Annotated in this window: 13 protein-coding genes and 1 pseudogene; 3 read left to right on the forward strand and 11 right to left on the reverse strand. The window is 61.0% G+C overall.

Annotated features, from left to right (window positions below; translation table 11 throughout):
- Positions 1-312: 312 nt before the first annotated feature.
- The 11 genes and pseudogenes from JQK15_RS25655 to JQK15_RS27125 all read right to left on the reverse strand — a co-directional run bounded on the left by JQK15_RS25655 (position 313) and on the right by JQK15_RS27125 (position 10912).
- Positions 313-2601 (reverse strand): FdhF/YdeP family oxidoreductase, encoded by a 2289-nt coding sequence (locus JQK15_RS25655; protein WP_214869321.1) that lies wholly within the window; start codon positions 2599-2601, stop codon positions 313-315.
- Positions 2602-2615: 14 nt separating this feature from the next.
- Positions 2616-3713, reverse strand: coding sequence for a catalase family protein (locus tag JQK15_RS25660; protein WP_214869344.1), 1098 nt, complete (start codon positions 3711-3713; stop codon positions 2616-2618).
- 315 nt (positions 3714-4028) lie between these two features.
- Positions 4029-5576: a hypothetical protein gene (locus tag JQK15_RS25665; RefSeq protein ID WP_214869323.1), complete on the reverse strand. Its 1548-nt coding sequence runs from the start codon at positions 5574-5576 to the stop codon at positions 4029-4031.
- Entirely contained in the window at positions 5558-6214 is a 657-nt protein-coding gene (locus JQK15_RS25670) for a hypothetical protein (protein ID WP_214869325.1), read from the reverse strand. The genes JQK15_RS25665 and JQK15_RS25670 overlap by 19 nt, the downstream gene beginning before the upstream one ends.
- A 320-nt stretch (positions 6215-6534) precedes the next feature.
- Positions 6535-7533, reverse strand: a complete 999-nt coding sequence (locus tag JQK15_RS25675) for a helix-turn-helix domain-containing protein (protein WP_214869327.1) — start codon at positions 7531-7533, stop codon at positions 6535-6537.
- On the reverse strand, positions 7530-8681 hold the full coding sequence (locus JQK15_RS25680) for a type II toxin-antitoxin system HipA family toxin (protein ID WP_214869329.1): 1152 nt from the start codon (positions 8679-8681) through the stop codon (positions 7530-7532). The genes JQK15_RS25675 and JQK15_RS25680 overlap by 4 nt, the downstream gene beginning before the upstream one ends.
- 260 nt (positions 8682-8941) lie before the next feature.
- Complete coding sequence (locus JQK15_RS25685) at positions 8942-9133, reverse strand: DUF6961 family protein (protein ID WP_353047274.1); 192 nt, start codon at positions 9131-9133, stop codon at positions 8942-8944.
- A gap of 52 nt (positions 9134-9185) precedes the next feature.
- Positions 9186-9323, reverse strand: coding sequence for a DUF5818 domain-containing protein (locus JQK15_RS25690; RefSeq protein WP_251008056.1), 138 nt, complete (start codon positions 9321-9323; stop codon positions 9186-9188).
- Between the two features lies 1 nt (position 9324).
- Positions 9325-10131, reverse strand: a complete 807-nt coding sequence (locus JQK15_RS25695; protein WP_214869337.1) for a S1/P1 nuclease — start codon at positions 10129-10131, stop codon at positions 9325-9327.
- 52 nt (positions 10132-10183) lie between these two features.
- Positions 10184-10546, reverse strand: a pseudogene (locus JQK15_RS27120) (prolyl oligopeptidase family serine peptidase); the annotation flags it as partial.
- 21 nt (positions 10547-10567) lie between these two features.
- The gene (locus JQK15_RS27125; RefSeq protein ID WP_251008058.1) at positions 10568-10912 is read right to left on the reverse strand and encodes a hypothetical protein; all 345 of its coding nucleotides are present in this window, start codon (positions 10910-10912) and stop codon (positions 10568-10570) included.
- On the opposite strand from JQK15_RS27125, the gene JQK15_RS25705 reads away from it, so the two are divergent.
- The 3 genes from JQK15_RS25705 to JQK15_RS25715 form a co-directional block, all read left to right on the forward strand.
- On the forward strand, positions 10823-11350 hold the full coding sequence (locus tag JQK15_RS25705) for a sensor histidine kinase (protein ID WP_251008060.1): 528 nt from the start codon (positions 10823-10825) through the stop codon (positions 11348-11350). The genes JQK15_RS27125 and JQK15_RS25705 overlap by 90 nt on opposite strands.
- Before the next feature lie 3 nt (positions 11351-11353).
- On the forward strand, positions 11354-11731 hold the full coding sequence (locus tag JQK15_RS25710) for a response regulator (RefSeq protein WP_214869340.1): 378 nt from the start codon (positions 11354-11356) through the stop codon (positions 11729-11731).
- 294 nt (positions 11732-12025) lie between these two features.
- Positions 12026-14172 (forward strand): TonB-dependent siderophore receptor (locus JQK15_RS25715; RefSeq protein WP_214869342.1); only part of this gene is annotated, 2147 nt, incomplete at its 3' end.

Below are 14172 nucleotides of genomic sequence, written 5' to 3' on the forward strand. Positions count from 1 at the left end.
CTGCATAGATCGACATGGTCACCCTCCTTAATCGAAGCGTTCATGCGATTTTGTACCATGTAGGAGTGCGCCTACATCAATTACGCGGTGTCCCAGAGACGGTCGAAACTCGCAGATATGCTTTCATCTTGATCGAACGGCTTGAATGGGGCGCATAGTGTCCAGTCGGCGGTCGCGACATTGGCCAACACTATCGCAAGATCGTTGATGCTTCGCCGTCAGCCAGCCGACGAAGTCTAGGGGCCATTCCGACCGACCGCCGCATGGGTTATCATCATCGGCATGCGAGACGGCCGGAACCCATGACAGCCATCAGGCGGGCGCAGTATGGATACGGACCGGCACGCCCTTGGAGGCCGGGGTCTTGGAGTCCTCGTCATGATACCACAGCGGCACCAGCGGATTGAGTTCCGGATAATAACCCCCCACGCACCCGTTGGGGAGGTCGAATGGCGTAACCCTCAGCCCCGCCACCGACCTTGCGCGATCATCACCAGCGTCGCCCACCAAGCTTACGATCTGGCCCTCGGTCAGCTTGGCGCGTTTCATGTCGTCGGGATTGATCAGGAGCACCATGCGCGTGCCGCTGATGCCGCGAAGCCGGTCCTCCATGCCGTAGATCGTCGTGTTGAACTGGTCGTTGGATCGCATAGTGATGAGGTGAAAGCGGCCGCCCGCGTCGCCCACGCCTAGCGCTGACAGTGTGTCGGGGTCGGTGAACTCGGCCTTACCGCTTTCGGTCAGCCAGATCCGCTCGCGCGCCTTGTTTCCTTTGTAGAAGCCGCCGGGCGTCCACATTCGCGCATTGAATTCGCGAAACTCCTCTGGGTAGGTTTCGGCGATCACGTCGCGCACCATCGCATAGTCGGCGGTCCAGTCCTGCCAGCGCAGCTTGGAGCTTGAATAGCCCATCGCGTCAGCGATGCCGCACACGATGGCGAGTTCGGACCTGAGCGCCACGCTGGCCGGTTTCCGCCTTCCGATCGAACCATGGATGTGGCTGAAGCTGTCTTCGACTGTCACGGCCTGCGCTCCTGACGCCTGCCGATCTTCTTCCGGCCGAGCGATGCAGGGCAGCAGGTAGGATGCCTTGCCGGGAAGCAGATGGCTGCGGTTCAGCTTCGTTGCGATGTAGACGGTCAGGTCCTGACCGCTCCATGCCGGTTCGATCAGGTCGCGGTCCGGCACCGCTCGCACGAAGTTCCCGCCCAGCCCCACAAACGCCCTCACGGAGCCATCGATAATGCCTTCGCATACGTCTACCGTCGTCATACCGGTCTCTCGCGGCGGTGCGAAACCGAACTGTTCGGCGAGCCTGTCGAGCGGGACGAGTTCGGGCTTTTCGGAAATACCGACGGTGCGCTGGCCCTGCACGTTGGAATGGCCGCGGACGGGACACATGCCCGCACCCTCCCTGCCGATGTTGCCGCGCATCAGCATCAGGTTGACGATCATTCCGATCGTCTGGGCACCGTGAACGTGCTGTGTGACCCCCATGCCGTAGACCGCGATCGTCCGCTCGGCCTTGGCATATACCTCCGCCGCCGCTTCGAGATCCGCGCGCTTCAGTCCGGAATGGCGCTCGATCTCTTCCCAGCTAGTGCCGATCGCGCGCTTCCTGAATGCCTTCCACCCGCGCGTATGCTGGTCGAGAAACGCCTGGTCGATCACACCCGCCTGCCCTGCCCCCTGGGCTGCGCGATCGAGCGCTATGACATGCTTCACCAGCCCCATGACCGCCGCGATGTCGCCGCCGGGTCGCACCTGTAGATACATGTGGGCGAATTCCGTCGGCTTCTGCGTGACCATCTGGACAGGGTTCTGCGGATCGACGAACCGCATCAGCCCGACCTCTTTCACCGGGTTGAAGACGATGATCTTGCAGCCCCGCCGTACCGCGTCCTGCAAAGGATGCAGGAATCGAGGGCTGTTCGTGCCCGGGTTCTGGCCGAAATACAGGATCGCGTCGCAATGTTCGAAGTCTTCGAGCTTGCAGGTGCCGACCGGCGAGCCGATCACTTTCTTCATCGCGACCGACGTGGTCTCATGACACATGTTCGAACTGTCGGGCAGATTGTTGCAGCCGAACCGCCGGGCCAGCAGAGCGTAGAGGTAGCTCGTCTCGAGCGATGCCTTGCCGGAGGCGTAGAAGACGACCGACTTGGGCTGAAGCGGCTTGAGTGCCTTCGCGATGCCCTTGAACGCTTCCTCCCACGTGCACTCGACGTAGCGATCGCCAGCCGCGTCGTATCGCAGCGGAGCGGTCAGCCGACCCTGCATCTCCAGGTCGTAGTCCGCCCAGGTCCGCAACTCTGTCAGCGTGTGATCGGCGAAGAACGCGGGCGTACAGCGGTCGCGGGTCAGATCCCACAGCGTCGCCTTCGCGCCGTTCTCGCAGAATTCGAACGCATGCGTGCTCGCTGGCTTACCCCACGCGCAGGATCCGCACATGTAGCCTTCCGGCTTGTTCTGATGGACAAGCGTATCAAGGGCGCCCGCGAGCGGCCTTTCGCGCAAAGCCACCTGACGCATGCCGCTTACCGAGCCCCACCCTCCCGCCGAGCCGGCGTAGTGGACGGTGCCCTTGCGCGCCTTCGCCATTCCCGCCCTGCTCGTCAGGCCGTCTGGGTGACGGTAGGGGCGGACGGCTCGTGATATGGGCACCCGTTCACGCGCGCACGGAAGTCCGCCGAGTGGCGGTATGGGTCACGCCTAGCGCGGTTTACGTTGCCGAGCGGCTGATGCGCCACAATTCCGGTCCACGGACTGAACCGCATCTCCTCATTGACCCTCTGAACCAGTGCGGCGTCCCAGCTATCCTGCGCGGGCATCCGCAGGACGCCGACCCGCTGGAAAGGCGCTTCCGCTTCATCCCATTCCACGGTCGGGTCCTCGACCGGCTGCTTCTCGAGATCGCGGCACAGCTGCACCCGGAACTCCCATACCGCGTCGAGGCCACGCGTCTCCTTCTGCACTTCCTCCCGGATCGCATCCTCCCGGCCATCGACATCGATTGTCTCGCCAGCCAGCGCCTGCTGCGCGGACGACATCGGCGCAAGGCTGAACTTGGCGATGTATTCGCCGTAACGGAACGGTGTCACGGAGTAGTAGGTATCACCAAGCGGCTCGCTGTTCGGCGCGCCGCCCAGGGCGTTAACGGCTGCCGGGGCTTCCGCACCGACCAGCTCGAACGCTGCACGCACGCCGCGAAGACCGGCAGAGATCACCTTCTTGGTCCCCTCCATCCGATCGGTCGTCTTCGCGAGCAGCTTGAGACTACCGAGGAAGTCCTTCGCGGTCTTCGCCTGGAAGACCGGCCCGTTGACCATGACAAAGTCCTGCGCGGTGCCCTCTGAACCCGGCAGCCGCTCGCCCTCGATGTCGAGCACCTTGAGCGCGACGCCTCGCGGCAGGCTTATCGCGTCGGGCAGCACGTCGCCCGCGTTCGTCGACATCCGGAAATACGTCCGGTGCCGGCCCGCCTTGGCGAACGCGCCTTGAGCGAGTTCGGGCGGCAGGTCCTCGTCAATGAGGAGCTCGCCCTCGAGGATTCCGTGCGACTTCGCGTGGACCGATCGGACGGCGTGACCATAGTCCTCCGCGGTGCGCTCCAATATGACGTCGAAGGCCTCGTTAATCCGCGCGACCGTCTCCGCCTCCTCCGGGTCGCGGGTCTCCACGGAGGGATCGTAGCGGACTGGCGCGGTCGACATCGGCGGGGCTCCTGAAATCCATTTACTCCACATCAACTCGTCAGCCGCGATTGCGTTGCCCGCCTGCCCGTCCTCCTCGAGCCGGACGAATATGAAATATGGCTGCGCGGCGACTTCGAGACGGTTCTTGCCTTTCAGGAACACCGCTTCCCCGACTGCCGGATCGCCATGTAAGAACCACCGAGCCGGGGCCCGGAGCAAAGATATGCGGCCGAAATCAATCCCGGCTTGTTCTAGACGTCCCCGTCAGCAGGCGGAACGCCATTTCCCGCAACAGCTCGTTGTCCGGGACAGTGCGACGTCCAGCAGCCGGGGTCAGTGCCGGCTCAAGCGCAGGAAGCGTAAGCCATGCTCGAACAGGCATGGCGGCTCATAGACGTCCACGCCTGGCCGAAACTCACCACACCCGAATTTTCCGTGAATATCGCAATGCCCCTGCTGCGCGAAGTTGACGGACGCGATCCCCGGTATAGAGCCGAACCTGCGCGGACAGATGAGTTCGTCCTTGTCGGTTGCCATCTGGCGCGCGAGGGCGCTCAGCATCACCACATGCGCCCAGGCCTGCGTGACGCGTTTGGGCAAAGCGCTTTGAAGCTGCCCCTCATGGGCGCGGATGGCCGCATCCTGAATGATCGGCAGCAGTTCGAAAAATCCGTCGTTGGTCTGGAATGCGGCGTGGCCGGTCTCGCCCCGCTTGCGCAGCAGGGGAACAGTCAGGTTCTGGGCGCAATAGGACTCCCAGATCATGACCGAGCTGAGCGGCGAGAGATCGTCCTCAACGCTGTCCCAGTCGCCACCCTGCTCCAGACTCTGAAGAAGAATCCGATAGCCCGCATCAACCCTTTCGGGAGTCTCGACACGGCCCTGCGCCAATGCCGACACGGATTGATGTTCGAGATTCTTCAGCAGCGCGTCGCCAAAATCATCAAATTTCACTCCCGTGAGGCCTTTGCCCAATTCCACGGTCTCGATCCAGCATTGGCTCAGGACCAGATCTGTCATCCCAAGCACGGTGTCGCGCGGAAACTGGTTTACGCCACGCGAGCGCAGAAAGCGGGAAATCATGAGGTCGGTGATCATATAGGGCGGCGTCGAACTGAGGAGGGAATCCTCCTCGCCCACGTCATCGTCTGACAGCACCTTGAACCGCACAGCGAGCACCAGTTCGTCGGCAATGTCCTTTGGAAACAGGTGCGCCACAAGGTTGCGGCAAATGGCATGCGCACTTCCCTCGACCAGCGCCTCATAGCCAAGCGGGCATAGAACGGAGATCAGCGTGACATTTTCCGGCGCGTTGGAATAGGCGCGAGTCATGCGTATCGGAAAGGCCTTGAGGGTACGGCCGTCCGGCCCTGCCACTTCAATGAGCATCTGCTCGTTATGGCCCTCGATCGCGAATGGCTCGAAGAGCGCCAGGAAATGCGGTTCGGCCTGATGGAAGGCCCGCAGGCGGCGAACAAAATCCCGCATTTCCTGTGGGCAGTCCTTCGACATGACCCAATCGCGTAACGGCAATTGCCAGCCAACGCCTGCCGCACCGAAGACGGACGCCCAATGGCATAGCTCGCGTAGCAGCTCCATCGCCTTGCCGAATAGGGAGATGCCTGCCAGCGTCCCGAAACCGTCGATCAAATGGCGCGTCTCGTGAAACAGGCTGGCCACCCTGAAGGCTGCAGCCACATTCTCTGGCGTCGGCTCGAGAGCAGCCTGCCGGGCCGGCTCACCGTTCATCAAGGTGCGGACGAGCCCCGCTTCCTCCTCTCCGAAACTGTGATGAACAAGGCCCAGATGATAATGGAACGATCCGAATTCCTGCCCCTCAACGGCTGAAAAGGTGACAGGGCCTAGAGGCATATCCGCCAACTGGTCTGCGCATGCGCGACATCGCCGGCCTGCCCGCCCCACGCCGTCACCTCGATGAGTTTCTTGCTCTCCAGCCATTTAAGGGCCGCATTGCCCTGGGCCTCCGACATGTCCACATTGGCAAGCAGCTCCGCCGTCGCGGGCATTGCCTCGTTACCCTCCGACAGATTTACGGCCCGCAGCCTGCCGATGGCCTCCATCATGTCGATGGCATCGCCATGCTCGGGCCGCTTGAGAACGAGCAATTTCTCCCAGAGCGACTTAATGATGGCCAGGGCTTGGACTCCCTGGGCAGGCGTCGGAGGCGCAAGGAACAGCGCAAGGCCTAGGCCAAGCAATTGCAGAGCCGTCGCCTTGCCCGCATCCTTGAAGCCGAATGTGTAAAGCTTGACCGTCTTGCCATCTTCACTGACCCGGCCGACCCGAGACGCCAGATCGGTTGCGAACCGCGCTGAAACCTCGCGGCCCTCGCGCACGATACCGGGATCAAGCAACGAAGCTTCCAGGAGATGCTCGGTAAGGAGCGAGCGGACAGCCTCCAGCCGATCAGCATCCGACGCGAGGATGGCATAGCGCAGATCGGCAGGAAGATTGCCGAGACAGAATGGAACAAGAGCATCTTCAGAGATATTCTTCATAAACATTCGTTCCAGAAACAAATTCAATCCATCATAGCAAATCCGCTAGCGCCATTCACGTCAAACAAGCTAACAATTCTCCGAATTATCGAAGCCTAATTTTGCAGGATGCGAAAATTCGAGATCCCCTAACTTCATTGAAAGACTCGATACAATCTAATCTTGCACGAATTGATTGCCGGCGGACAGAAAGGGAAATCCCTAATCCCCCGAATGCCGCCCCCGAGCACCGCAGATCATCGTCCACATTCGCTCATCTGCAGCACAGCGCACTTGCCACGCAGCCCATTCATCCAGTCGACAGGCCGGCGAAATGGCGCTCAGCTATACGTCGCCGTAAGACCGGCCTGGCGGCGCAATTCAGCAATTTCGGAGCTGACCAGATCGGAAGACAGGACATATCCGTCAAAACGCTCATAGAGCGGGATCAGAAGCTGATGGACCAGGGCATCCAAGCCCTGCTCGGCATCGCGCAAGGCAACGTCGATCGCCAGATCGACGTGCGATGAGCGGGCGCGATGAAGCCGCTCGAACGTCGGCCTGTTGCGCGGCTTGGACCAGCTCACCAGTTCCCGGCCCTCAAGCCCCGAATAGCGCGCCCGGAATTTTATGCGCGTATCGCCGCCACCGTCGAGCGCCCTCGCAAGGCTGATCGCATGGAGCAACAGCTCCGCCGTCCGCCAGATCGGCAGACTGATGTCGAAGATCGTGCCTGGCTCGAGATTGCTCGGTCCATCCTCGCTATAGCCCCGATGAAGATAGGCCATCCCTTCGCGCGACACACGCCAGAAGTCGCTATGCGCCGGATCGTTGAACATGCGCTCGGTTTCCGGCCGGCCTAGCCAGCATTCGAGCATCCCATCCTCGACATAAGGCCGCAGCCCCTCGCGCGTCGGCACCCAGAAAGGGGACCAGCCCGAGCTTTTGGGAATATCGGCCAGAATCTCCCTAAGCCGGGCGACTGTCGATGGCGGCGTGACGCCCTCGAGCGCATAGGCCTGCTCGCTATGGCCCAGCGCCTGCCGGCCTGAATCCTCGGAGGTGAGCGGCGCGACCAGCTCTTCCCAGCGCAGCCGGGCAGCATAGATGAACCGCTCCTGCGCATCGGTCGAGCCGGCATGGACAAACAGGCCAAGCGTCTCGAGGATCGCGACCACGCCCGCAAGCCGCAGATTGATGTCGCCCCGCTCGAACGCATTGACCGTCGGTGCGCTGACGCCGGCCAGATCGGCAAGTGCGCGCTGTGACAATCCTTCGCGCTTGCGCCGGCGGACAGCCTCGCCGACCACCCCGCGCCAGTCTATAGGCCAATCGCTCATCCCAATATCCTTCTGGCGTTGGCCAGGACCACCTCGCGATAGCGCGCGCGAAAATCATCCGGCCCGAGCGTGGGTGGAAAATCGAGCGCAGCGGGCCCTGCAAACCGCTTTCTGAGTGTATCCAGCGCGGTCTCCACCGCACGCGCCGGCAGGCCGATCGAAAGACCGAGTGCCGTGATCATGGCGCGATCGATCTGATCGAACTGCCGCTTCTCGCCGTCGATCGCCAGCGCTGTCTGGCGATCATATTGCGGATAAACGAGCGTGTTGAGCAGGTCATAGGCCGGGCTGAGACGCAGCCCCCTCTCCTGCTCCAGCAAGGAGAAATTCTTCAGATGCGCATCGGCATTGCCGATGACAAGGTTGAAGACCACCAGCCTGTAGAAACGCGCGACATCGATGAGCGCGCGCGACGAGAAGCGGGTAACCACGCTGGCCGCCTCCTCATAGCTGGAATGATATTTGCCGTCGAACTCACGACCACGCGGTCGCTCGAGTATCTGCGCGAAATCCTCAAGCCGAAGCCGCTCGTCGCCGATACGATCGAAGCGCTCGACGATCAGCGCAATCCCCTCAGTCCCTTGTACCACCCCGGTCGCCGCGCGGGTGATCTCATCAGGCCCCAAAATCTCCCGCGCCAGGCGCAGCGACAGATCCTCATTCTGGACAAGCGTCGGCTCATCAGGACGATTGAATTTTGCAATATGCGTGGCAGGCTCGTTCAACCTGGCGGCCGGCTGGAACCCCTGCTCGCCCCGGTAGACCAGCCATTTTTTCTGGACGCCCGAAAGGGTGCGTCCCGGCGCAGTCGCCGCTTCATCAACCGGATCTGTGTCGACGAGCGGCTGCACATGCACGCCATCCTCGGGCACGATGCCCACGGCGCCGATACAGTCCGCGCCGTAATTCAGCAGCAGGCCGAAATCATCCTGATCTGGCGTGCCGCCAGCACGAGCCTGACGCCCGCGCAACCAACCCTCGGGCCCCAGATGCTCGAAAAAAGGTATCAGGCCGCCACGCCAGAAATGCTCGCGCGTTCCGATCGGAAGGGCGCAGGCAATTTCCGTCTCCCACCCATTATCATAGACAAAGCGACTATCGGCCCCCAGTTCACTGAGAACGCCAGCCTTCTTGCCTTTGAACGTCACGATTGCGTTACGATCCGGGATGATAAACTCCTAAAATTTTCCGATCACGATATTTATCATACCAGCTTTGATAAAACAATTTTTATCAAAAATCTGAAAATTGGAAAAATTTGCGGCTATATTAATCCAAAGTCCAAAATTTGCCACTCGGCTAAAAAAATACGGTGCGAGTGCCAAATATGCTCAAAAATTAAGAAATCCCGAATGAAATGCAATATTATCGCGCCGTTCGGAGAAAACTCGAATATGGCGAACAGGGTCTAATGAAGGCTGCCAGCCCGCATGATCGCATCCATATGTCTGGCTATCGCCTGCCAAACCGCCACCCCCGCCAGGTCGCCTTCGACAGCCAGATCTCCTATTCGCTCGGCGACCATGACGGGCGCGCGCGCCTGATGCCACTTGATGAGCATGATGGCGGCGCCCAGCAAAACTTCATCCTCGCTCATCATGCTGGCATGATCCGTTCAACGTCGAGCATGTCGAATTCACTTCGCAAGCCAATCACCCCTGCACAACCAGATGCCGATAGCGACCAGACAGATCCAGGCGCCATTGCCCACCGTCAGGAACGCGCAGGATCAGGAACGATTCATCGTCGAGAAGCACGCCGACCAGTTCGTGACGCGTCCCCCTGCCCATGTCATTTCCGCCGGCTGGATGCGGCGGGGATAGCGCCGGCCTCGAACAGCCAGTTGAGATAGGCGGCGATCCGGACACCGCCACGCTTCAGCCGGTCCTCAAGCGCCGGTCGAAATTGATAGGCATAGTCCCAGGACAAGGCCGTTTCCTTCGGATAGATCGTCTTGCGCAACGCAATGCTCTCGGCAACCCAGTCGCCCGCATTGACGTCATTCCACGCGATCACCTGCTCTGGCGTAATCGACCGGGACAACCAGGCGGCATATTCCGAATAGGATAAAGAACGCTGCTCGATGATGCCTGAATCCCAGACCGAATGCAGGTTGGAGCTACGACCGAACCAGGTCAGCTTAACATCATTGCCGCCCCGATCGTCGCCATCGCCCGCGTGAAGCGGCTGATGCAGGTCACCAATGATGTGAACGACGAACCGCAGCGCCAGTCTCTTGTCCTCGATCGATGCCCTGGGATCGCGAAGAACAGCGCTGAACCGGGACAACGCCATCATCGCATCGCCCTCAGGCGGCGCATCCGACGCAGCATAGGCCTCGCCCTGCTTCACAGTCACATAATGCCAGGGGCTCGCTGACTTCTGCCAGAAGTCGGACGGATCCGACTTCATGTCATCAGGCCAGGTTGCCGCCTCGGCGAGATCCTCGTTCCCCAATAGCAAACGGACATTGGCCCGCGCCAACCCGCTCAGATTCTGGTCGGCAATGGCCCCCGTAATCCGATGACCGATGGGCCCCCAGGCCTGCGCCGGCGTGGCCAGCATGAGGGGAAGAGCAAGGAGAAAGGCAAATCGCATTCCCCTCCTTTGCCGCCAATGAAAGAGGAAGGAAAGTGTGCCTACCCAATCTTCAATGCGGCATCAGCCACCGCTCGAACCATGCGAGATTGCGCTCATAAATGGCAAGCCGGTGCGCAGGCTGCCATTTGATGTGCCGCTCATCGGGGAAAATATAGGCCTCCACAGGCTTTCCTTCCCCCTCAAGCGCATGGATCGTCTCGAGCGCATATAGATATTCGCTGTCGGCGAGTTGCATCAGGATTGGCGTGTCGATCCGAGCCGCATTCACCGATAGAGCATAGGGGCGCCAGAAGTCGGCATTGGGTGCCTTCAGGGTGGGAAACCCGATCTCTGCAAGATGCCGCCCGAACACCGGCCCGGTTACGGTAGCGACGCTGCTCGGTGTCTCGCAGCAACTGCTGATGGCGGCAGCAGCAAATAGCTTGCTGTTGACCTAAGCATAGAAGACGGTCGCTGCGCCGTCACTGAGGCCTGTGATCCCGATCCGGGATCGGTCGACGACACCGCACTCGGTCAGCATCCGGATTACCGTTTCCAACGACGACTGAACACTCTTGCGATCTGCCCACGCTTCCAGATTGATGCGGCCTATCTCATCCGGGTTTTTGATCAGACGTGTCATCGCGATATCCTTGCTCACCGTCTCAAGAATGTCCTCGCCGTAGTCCAGTCGGTCGCCCAGCAGACCCTGCGCAATGCTACCGACATCGAGACCGCAAGCCGCGATCTGTCCGCCCGGCTGGTGGCGCTGGCGGCGGCGACCGATGTGCTGACGCAAGCCTCGTGGCGATCGGCGGCCCTGCATACACTAGCCGAGCAGGCGCTCGCGCCGCACGGCCGGGTCGGCGAGACGATCCTAATCGATGGCCCTTCCCTGACGCTAAGGCCGGAAATCGCGGTGGCGTTCGCACTGGCGCTGCACGAGCTCGCGACCAATGCCGTCAAATATGGCGCGCTGTCGGTCCCGGGCGGCACGGTCAGCCTTCGCTGGACGATCGCCCGCAGCGTAGAGGACGACGGCTTCGAACTCATCTGGGAAGAGAAAGGCGGGCCGCCCGTCACGCCGCCGGAGCGCAAGGGTTTCGGATCGATGCTGATCGAACGGTCGCTGCGCACCTATTTCGGTGGCCGGAGCGAAACCGACTATCAGCCGGAGGGTTTGATTTTCCAACTCCATGCGCGGTTGGAGAACGCCGCGATCAACACCGGGAACTGAAGCGTGGGCCAGAGCCATCCGATCGGCACAAAAACGATCCTCATCGTCGATGACGAGCCACTGCTTCGCTTCGATCTCGTTGACTTTTTCGAAGCCGCCGGCTGGCGCGTGTTTGATGCAGAAGATGCCGACCAAGCGATCACAATCCTCGAGGGGCGCAGGAAAATCCGGGTGGTTCTGACCGATGTGCAAATGCCCGGCTCGATAAATGGGTTGAAGCTGGCGCACTATATCCGCAACCGCTTCCCTCCGACTATCCTCTACATCGCCTCGGGTCATGTTCCGCTGCGCGAAGACGAACTGCCTGTGCGCGCTACCTTCCTGCCCAAACCGTTTGATCCTCACCGGCTTCTTCGCCAGCTGGAGACGGCGATCAAATGATCGGAAGAATGTTATCGCGCCCAGAAGCTTGCATTGCGAAGCGTTGTTGCTAGCGGCTTCGCGTCGGACCTATGACCAGTTCTGGAATTCAGATTTGGCCAAACCTTGGCATCAAGAACGGGAAAGCGGACGAGCCGCACCTAAGAGCGGCAAAATCACCAACGAGGGTCTTAAATGGTTCGAATTTGAAATGAACCGGGCATTCTGCAACATCCGGCAAAAAAGCTGAAATATCTCCAAGGTTGCTAACGCGACCAATTCGCATTAGCTGAACCCCAAATTTAGGGGACAGTCATGCGCAGAATTTCCATCGCCACCGCCGTCATTCTGGCGGGTACCTCCACCATCGCCCATGCCCAGGCGGCGCCCGCGGAGGCGAACCGCGACGACATCATCATCGTCACCGCGACCGGTCAGTCGTCGGCCATTTCGACGACCAAGAGCGCCACGCCGATCATCGAGTCGCCCCAGTCGATCTCGATCATCAGCCGCGAGGAGATCAACCTGCGCGCTTCGCCCACGATCGCTGATGCGCTGGCCTATACGGCGGGCGTGCAGTCGGAAAGCTGGGGCGTGGACAGCCGCGTCGACGAAGTGTCCGTGCGTGGCTTTGGTGCGGGCGGCTTTTCGTCCAACAATAATTTCGTCGACGGTCTGCGCCTGCCTTCGGGTGGACAATGGACGCGGCCGGGCTTCGATTCCTATGCGCTGGAACAGATCGAAGTGCTCAAGGGGCCTTCGGGCGCGCTTTACGGCCAGACCGCGCCGGGCGGCCTGGTCAATATCGTCACCAAGCGACCGACCGACGAATTCCAGGCCAATGTCATGCTGCAGGCGATCGGCACGACCGACCTCAACAACTGGAATTATCAGGCGGCGGCCGATGTCAGCGGGCCGATCACCTCGACCCTGTCGGGCCGGATCGTCGGCCTGTCACGCTACGGCGATACCCAGGTCGACGATGTGTCGATCGGCCGCCGTTATATCTCGCCCAGCCTGACCTGGAAGCCGGACGATGCCACGACCTGGACGATCCTGGGCCAGTATCAGCAGGATAAGGGCGGTTCGACCTTCCAGTTCCTGCCGGCGCTGGGCGCGCTCTACCCCAGCAACGGCAAATATATCGCCAATGACGACAATCTGGGCGAGCCGGACTGGAACAGGTTCGACCGCAACCAGTATCTGATCGGCTCCTTCTTCGAGCATAAGTTCAACGACGCGATCACGATCCGCAACAACAGCCGCTATACCCATCTCGACACGCTCTATCGCGTCGTCGTGCTGTCGGGGAACACGCTGACGGCCTGCCCGTCGAGCATCGCGGGCTGCATTCCCGGCCAGACGATCAGCCGGCGCGCGGTGCAGGGCAAGGGCGAGAGCGACGGCCTGGCCACCGACACCCAGTTGGAGGCCAAGTTCACCACCGGTCCGGTGGAGCACACGCTGCTTGGCGGCTTCGACTATTTCCACACCGAATGGGAGCATTATCGCGATCTGGTGAACTCGTCGCTGGTGCTGCCGATCCTCGACATCTTCGATCCGGTGTCGCGCGGCTCGGCCGGCTATGCCAGCAACATGACGCCGCAAATCTATACCGAAACCGTCAGCAAGCAGGCGGGCGTCTATCTGCAGGACCAGATCAAGCTGGGCAAGCTGCGGGTAACGGTGGGCGGCCGGCAGGACTGGGCAAAGGATAATACCTACAACCCCATCACCGGTAATCGCTACATCACCAAGAGCGACGCCTTCACCTGGCGGGCCGGCGCCGTCTACATGTTCGACAATGGTTTGGCGCCCTATGCCAGCTATTCCGAAAGCTTCCAGCCGCAGGTCAGCGACCCGAGCACCAGCCTCACCGGTGAGCCGTTCAAGCCGACGACCGGCCAGCAATATGAAGCGGGCATCCGTTACCAGCATGGCGACAATATCTACGTGACGCTGGGCGCCTATCAGATCACCCAGCAGAATATGACCACGCCCGATCCGGCTGGTACGCTGTGCGGCACCTCGACCTGTCTGGTACAGACTGGCGAGGGGCGGGTGCGTGGTCTGGAATTCGAGAGCAAGGCGACCCTGCCCTGGGGCATGGCGGTGATCGCCACCGCGACCCGCATGGACAGCAAGGTTACCAAGTCCAATACGGCGGGTCAGGTCGGCAATGAACTGCCGCAGGTGCCCGAATGGATGGCGTCGCTGTTCCTCAACCAGACGATCGAAGGTGGTTCGCTCGCCGGCCTCGGTTTCGGTGGCGGCGTGCGCTATACCGGCAAGAGCTATGGCGACACCGCCAATTCGCTCCGCATTCCCGACTATGCGCTGTTCGACCTGTTCATTCGCTATGACCTAGGCAAGGCGTCGGACGCACTGGAGGGCATGACCTTCTCGATCAACGGCCGCAACATCGCCGACAAGCGCTATGTCGCGACCTGCAGCGCGGTTTC

The organism is Sphingobium sp. BHU LFT2 (assembly GCF_018604485.1).
Classification (GTDB): domain Bacteria; phylum Pseudomonadota; class Alphaproteobacteria; order Sphingomonadales; family Sphingomonadaceae; genus Sphingobium; species Sphingobium yanoikuyae_A.

What these genes read in the sequence shown, in the direction of transcription:
- JQK15_RS25660 (WP_214869344.1), bottom strand. Translation starts at nt 3,713, where the DNA reads ATGTCGACCGCGCCAGTCCGCTACGATCCCTCCGTGGAGACCCGCGAC.
- JQK15_RS25690 (WP_251008056.1), bottom strand. Translation starts at nt 9,323, where the DNA reads ATGGGCAGGGGGACGCGTCACGAACTGGTCGGCGTGCTTCTCGACGAT.
- JQK15_RS25670 (WP_214869325.1), bottom strand. Translation starts at nt 6,214, where the DNA reads ATGAAGAATATCTCTGAAGATGCTCTTGTTCCATTCTGTCTCGGCAAT.
- JQK15_RS25675 (WP_214869327.1), bottom strand. Translation starts at nt 7,533, where the DNA reads ATGAGCGATTGGCCTATAGACTGGCGCGGGGTGGTCGGCGAGGCTGTC.
- JQK15_RS25695 (WP_214869337.1), bottom strand. Translation starts at nt 10,131, where the DNA reads ATGCGATTTGCCTTTCTCCTTGCTCTTCCCCTCATGCTGGCCACGCCG.
- JQK15_RS25655 (WP_214869321.1), bottom strand. Translation starts at nt 2,601, where the DNA reads ATGGCGAAGGCGCGCAAGGGCACCGTCCACTACGCCGGCTCGGCGGGA.
- JQK15_RS25685 (WP_353047274.1), bottom strand. Translation starts at nt 9,133, where the DNA reads ATGATGAGCGAGGATGAAGTTTTGCTGGGCGCCGCCATCATGCTCATC.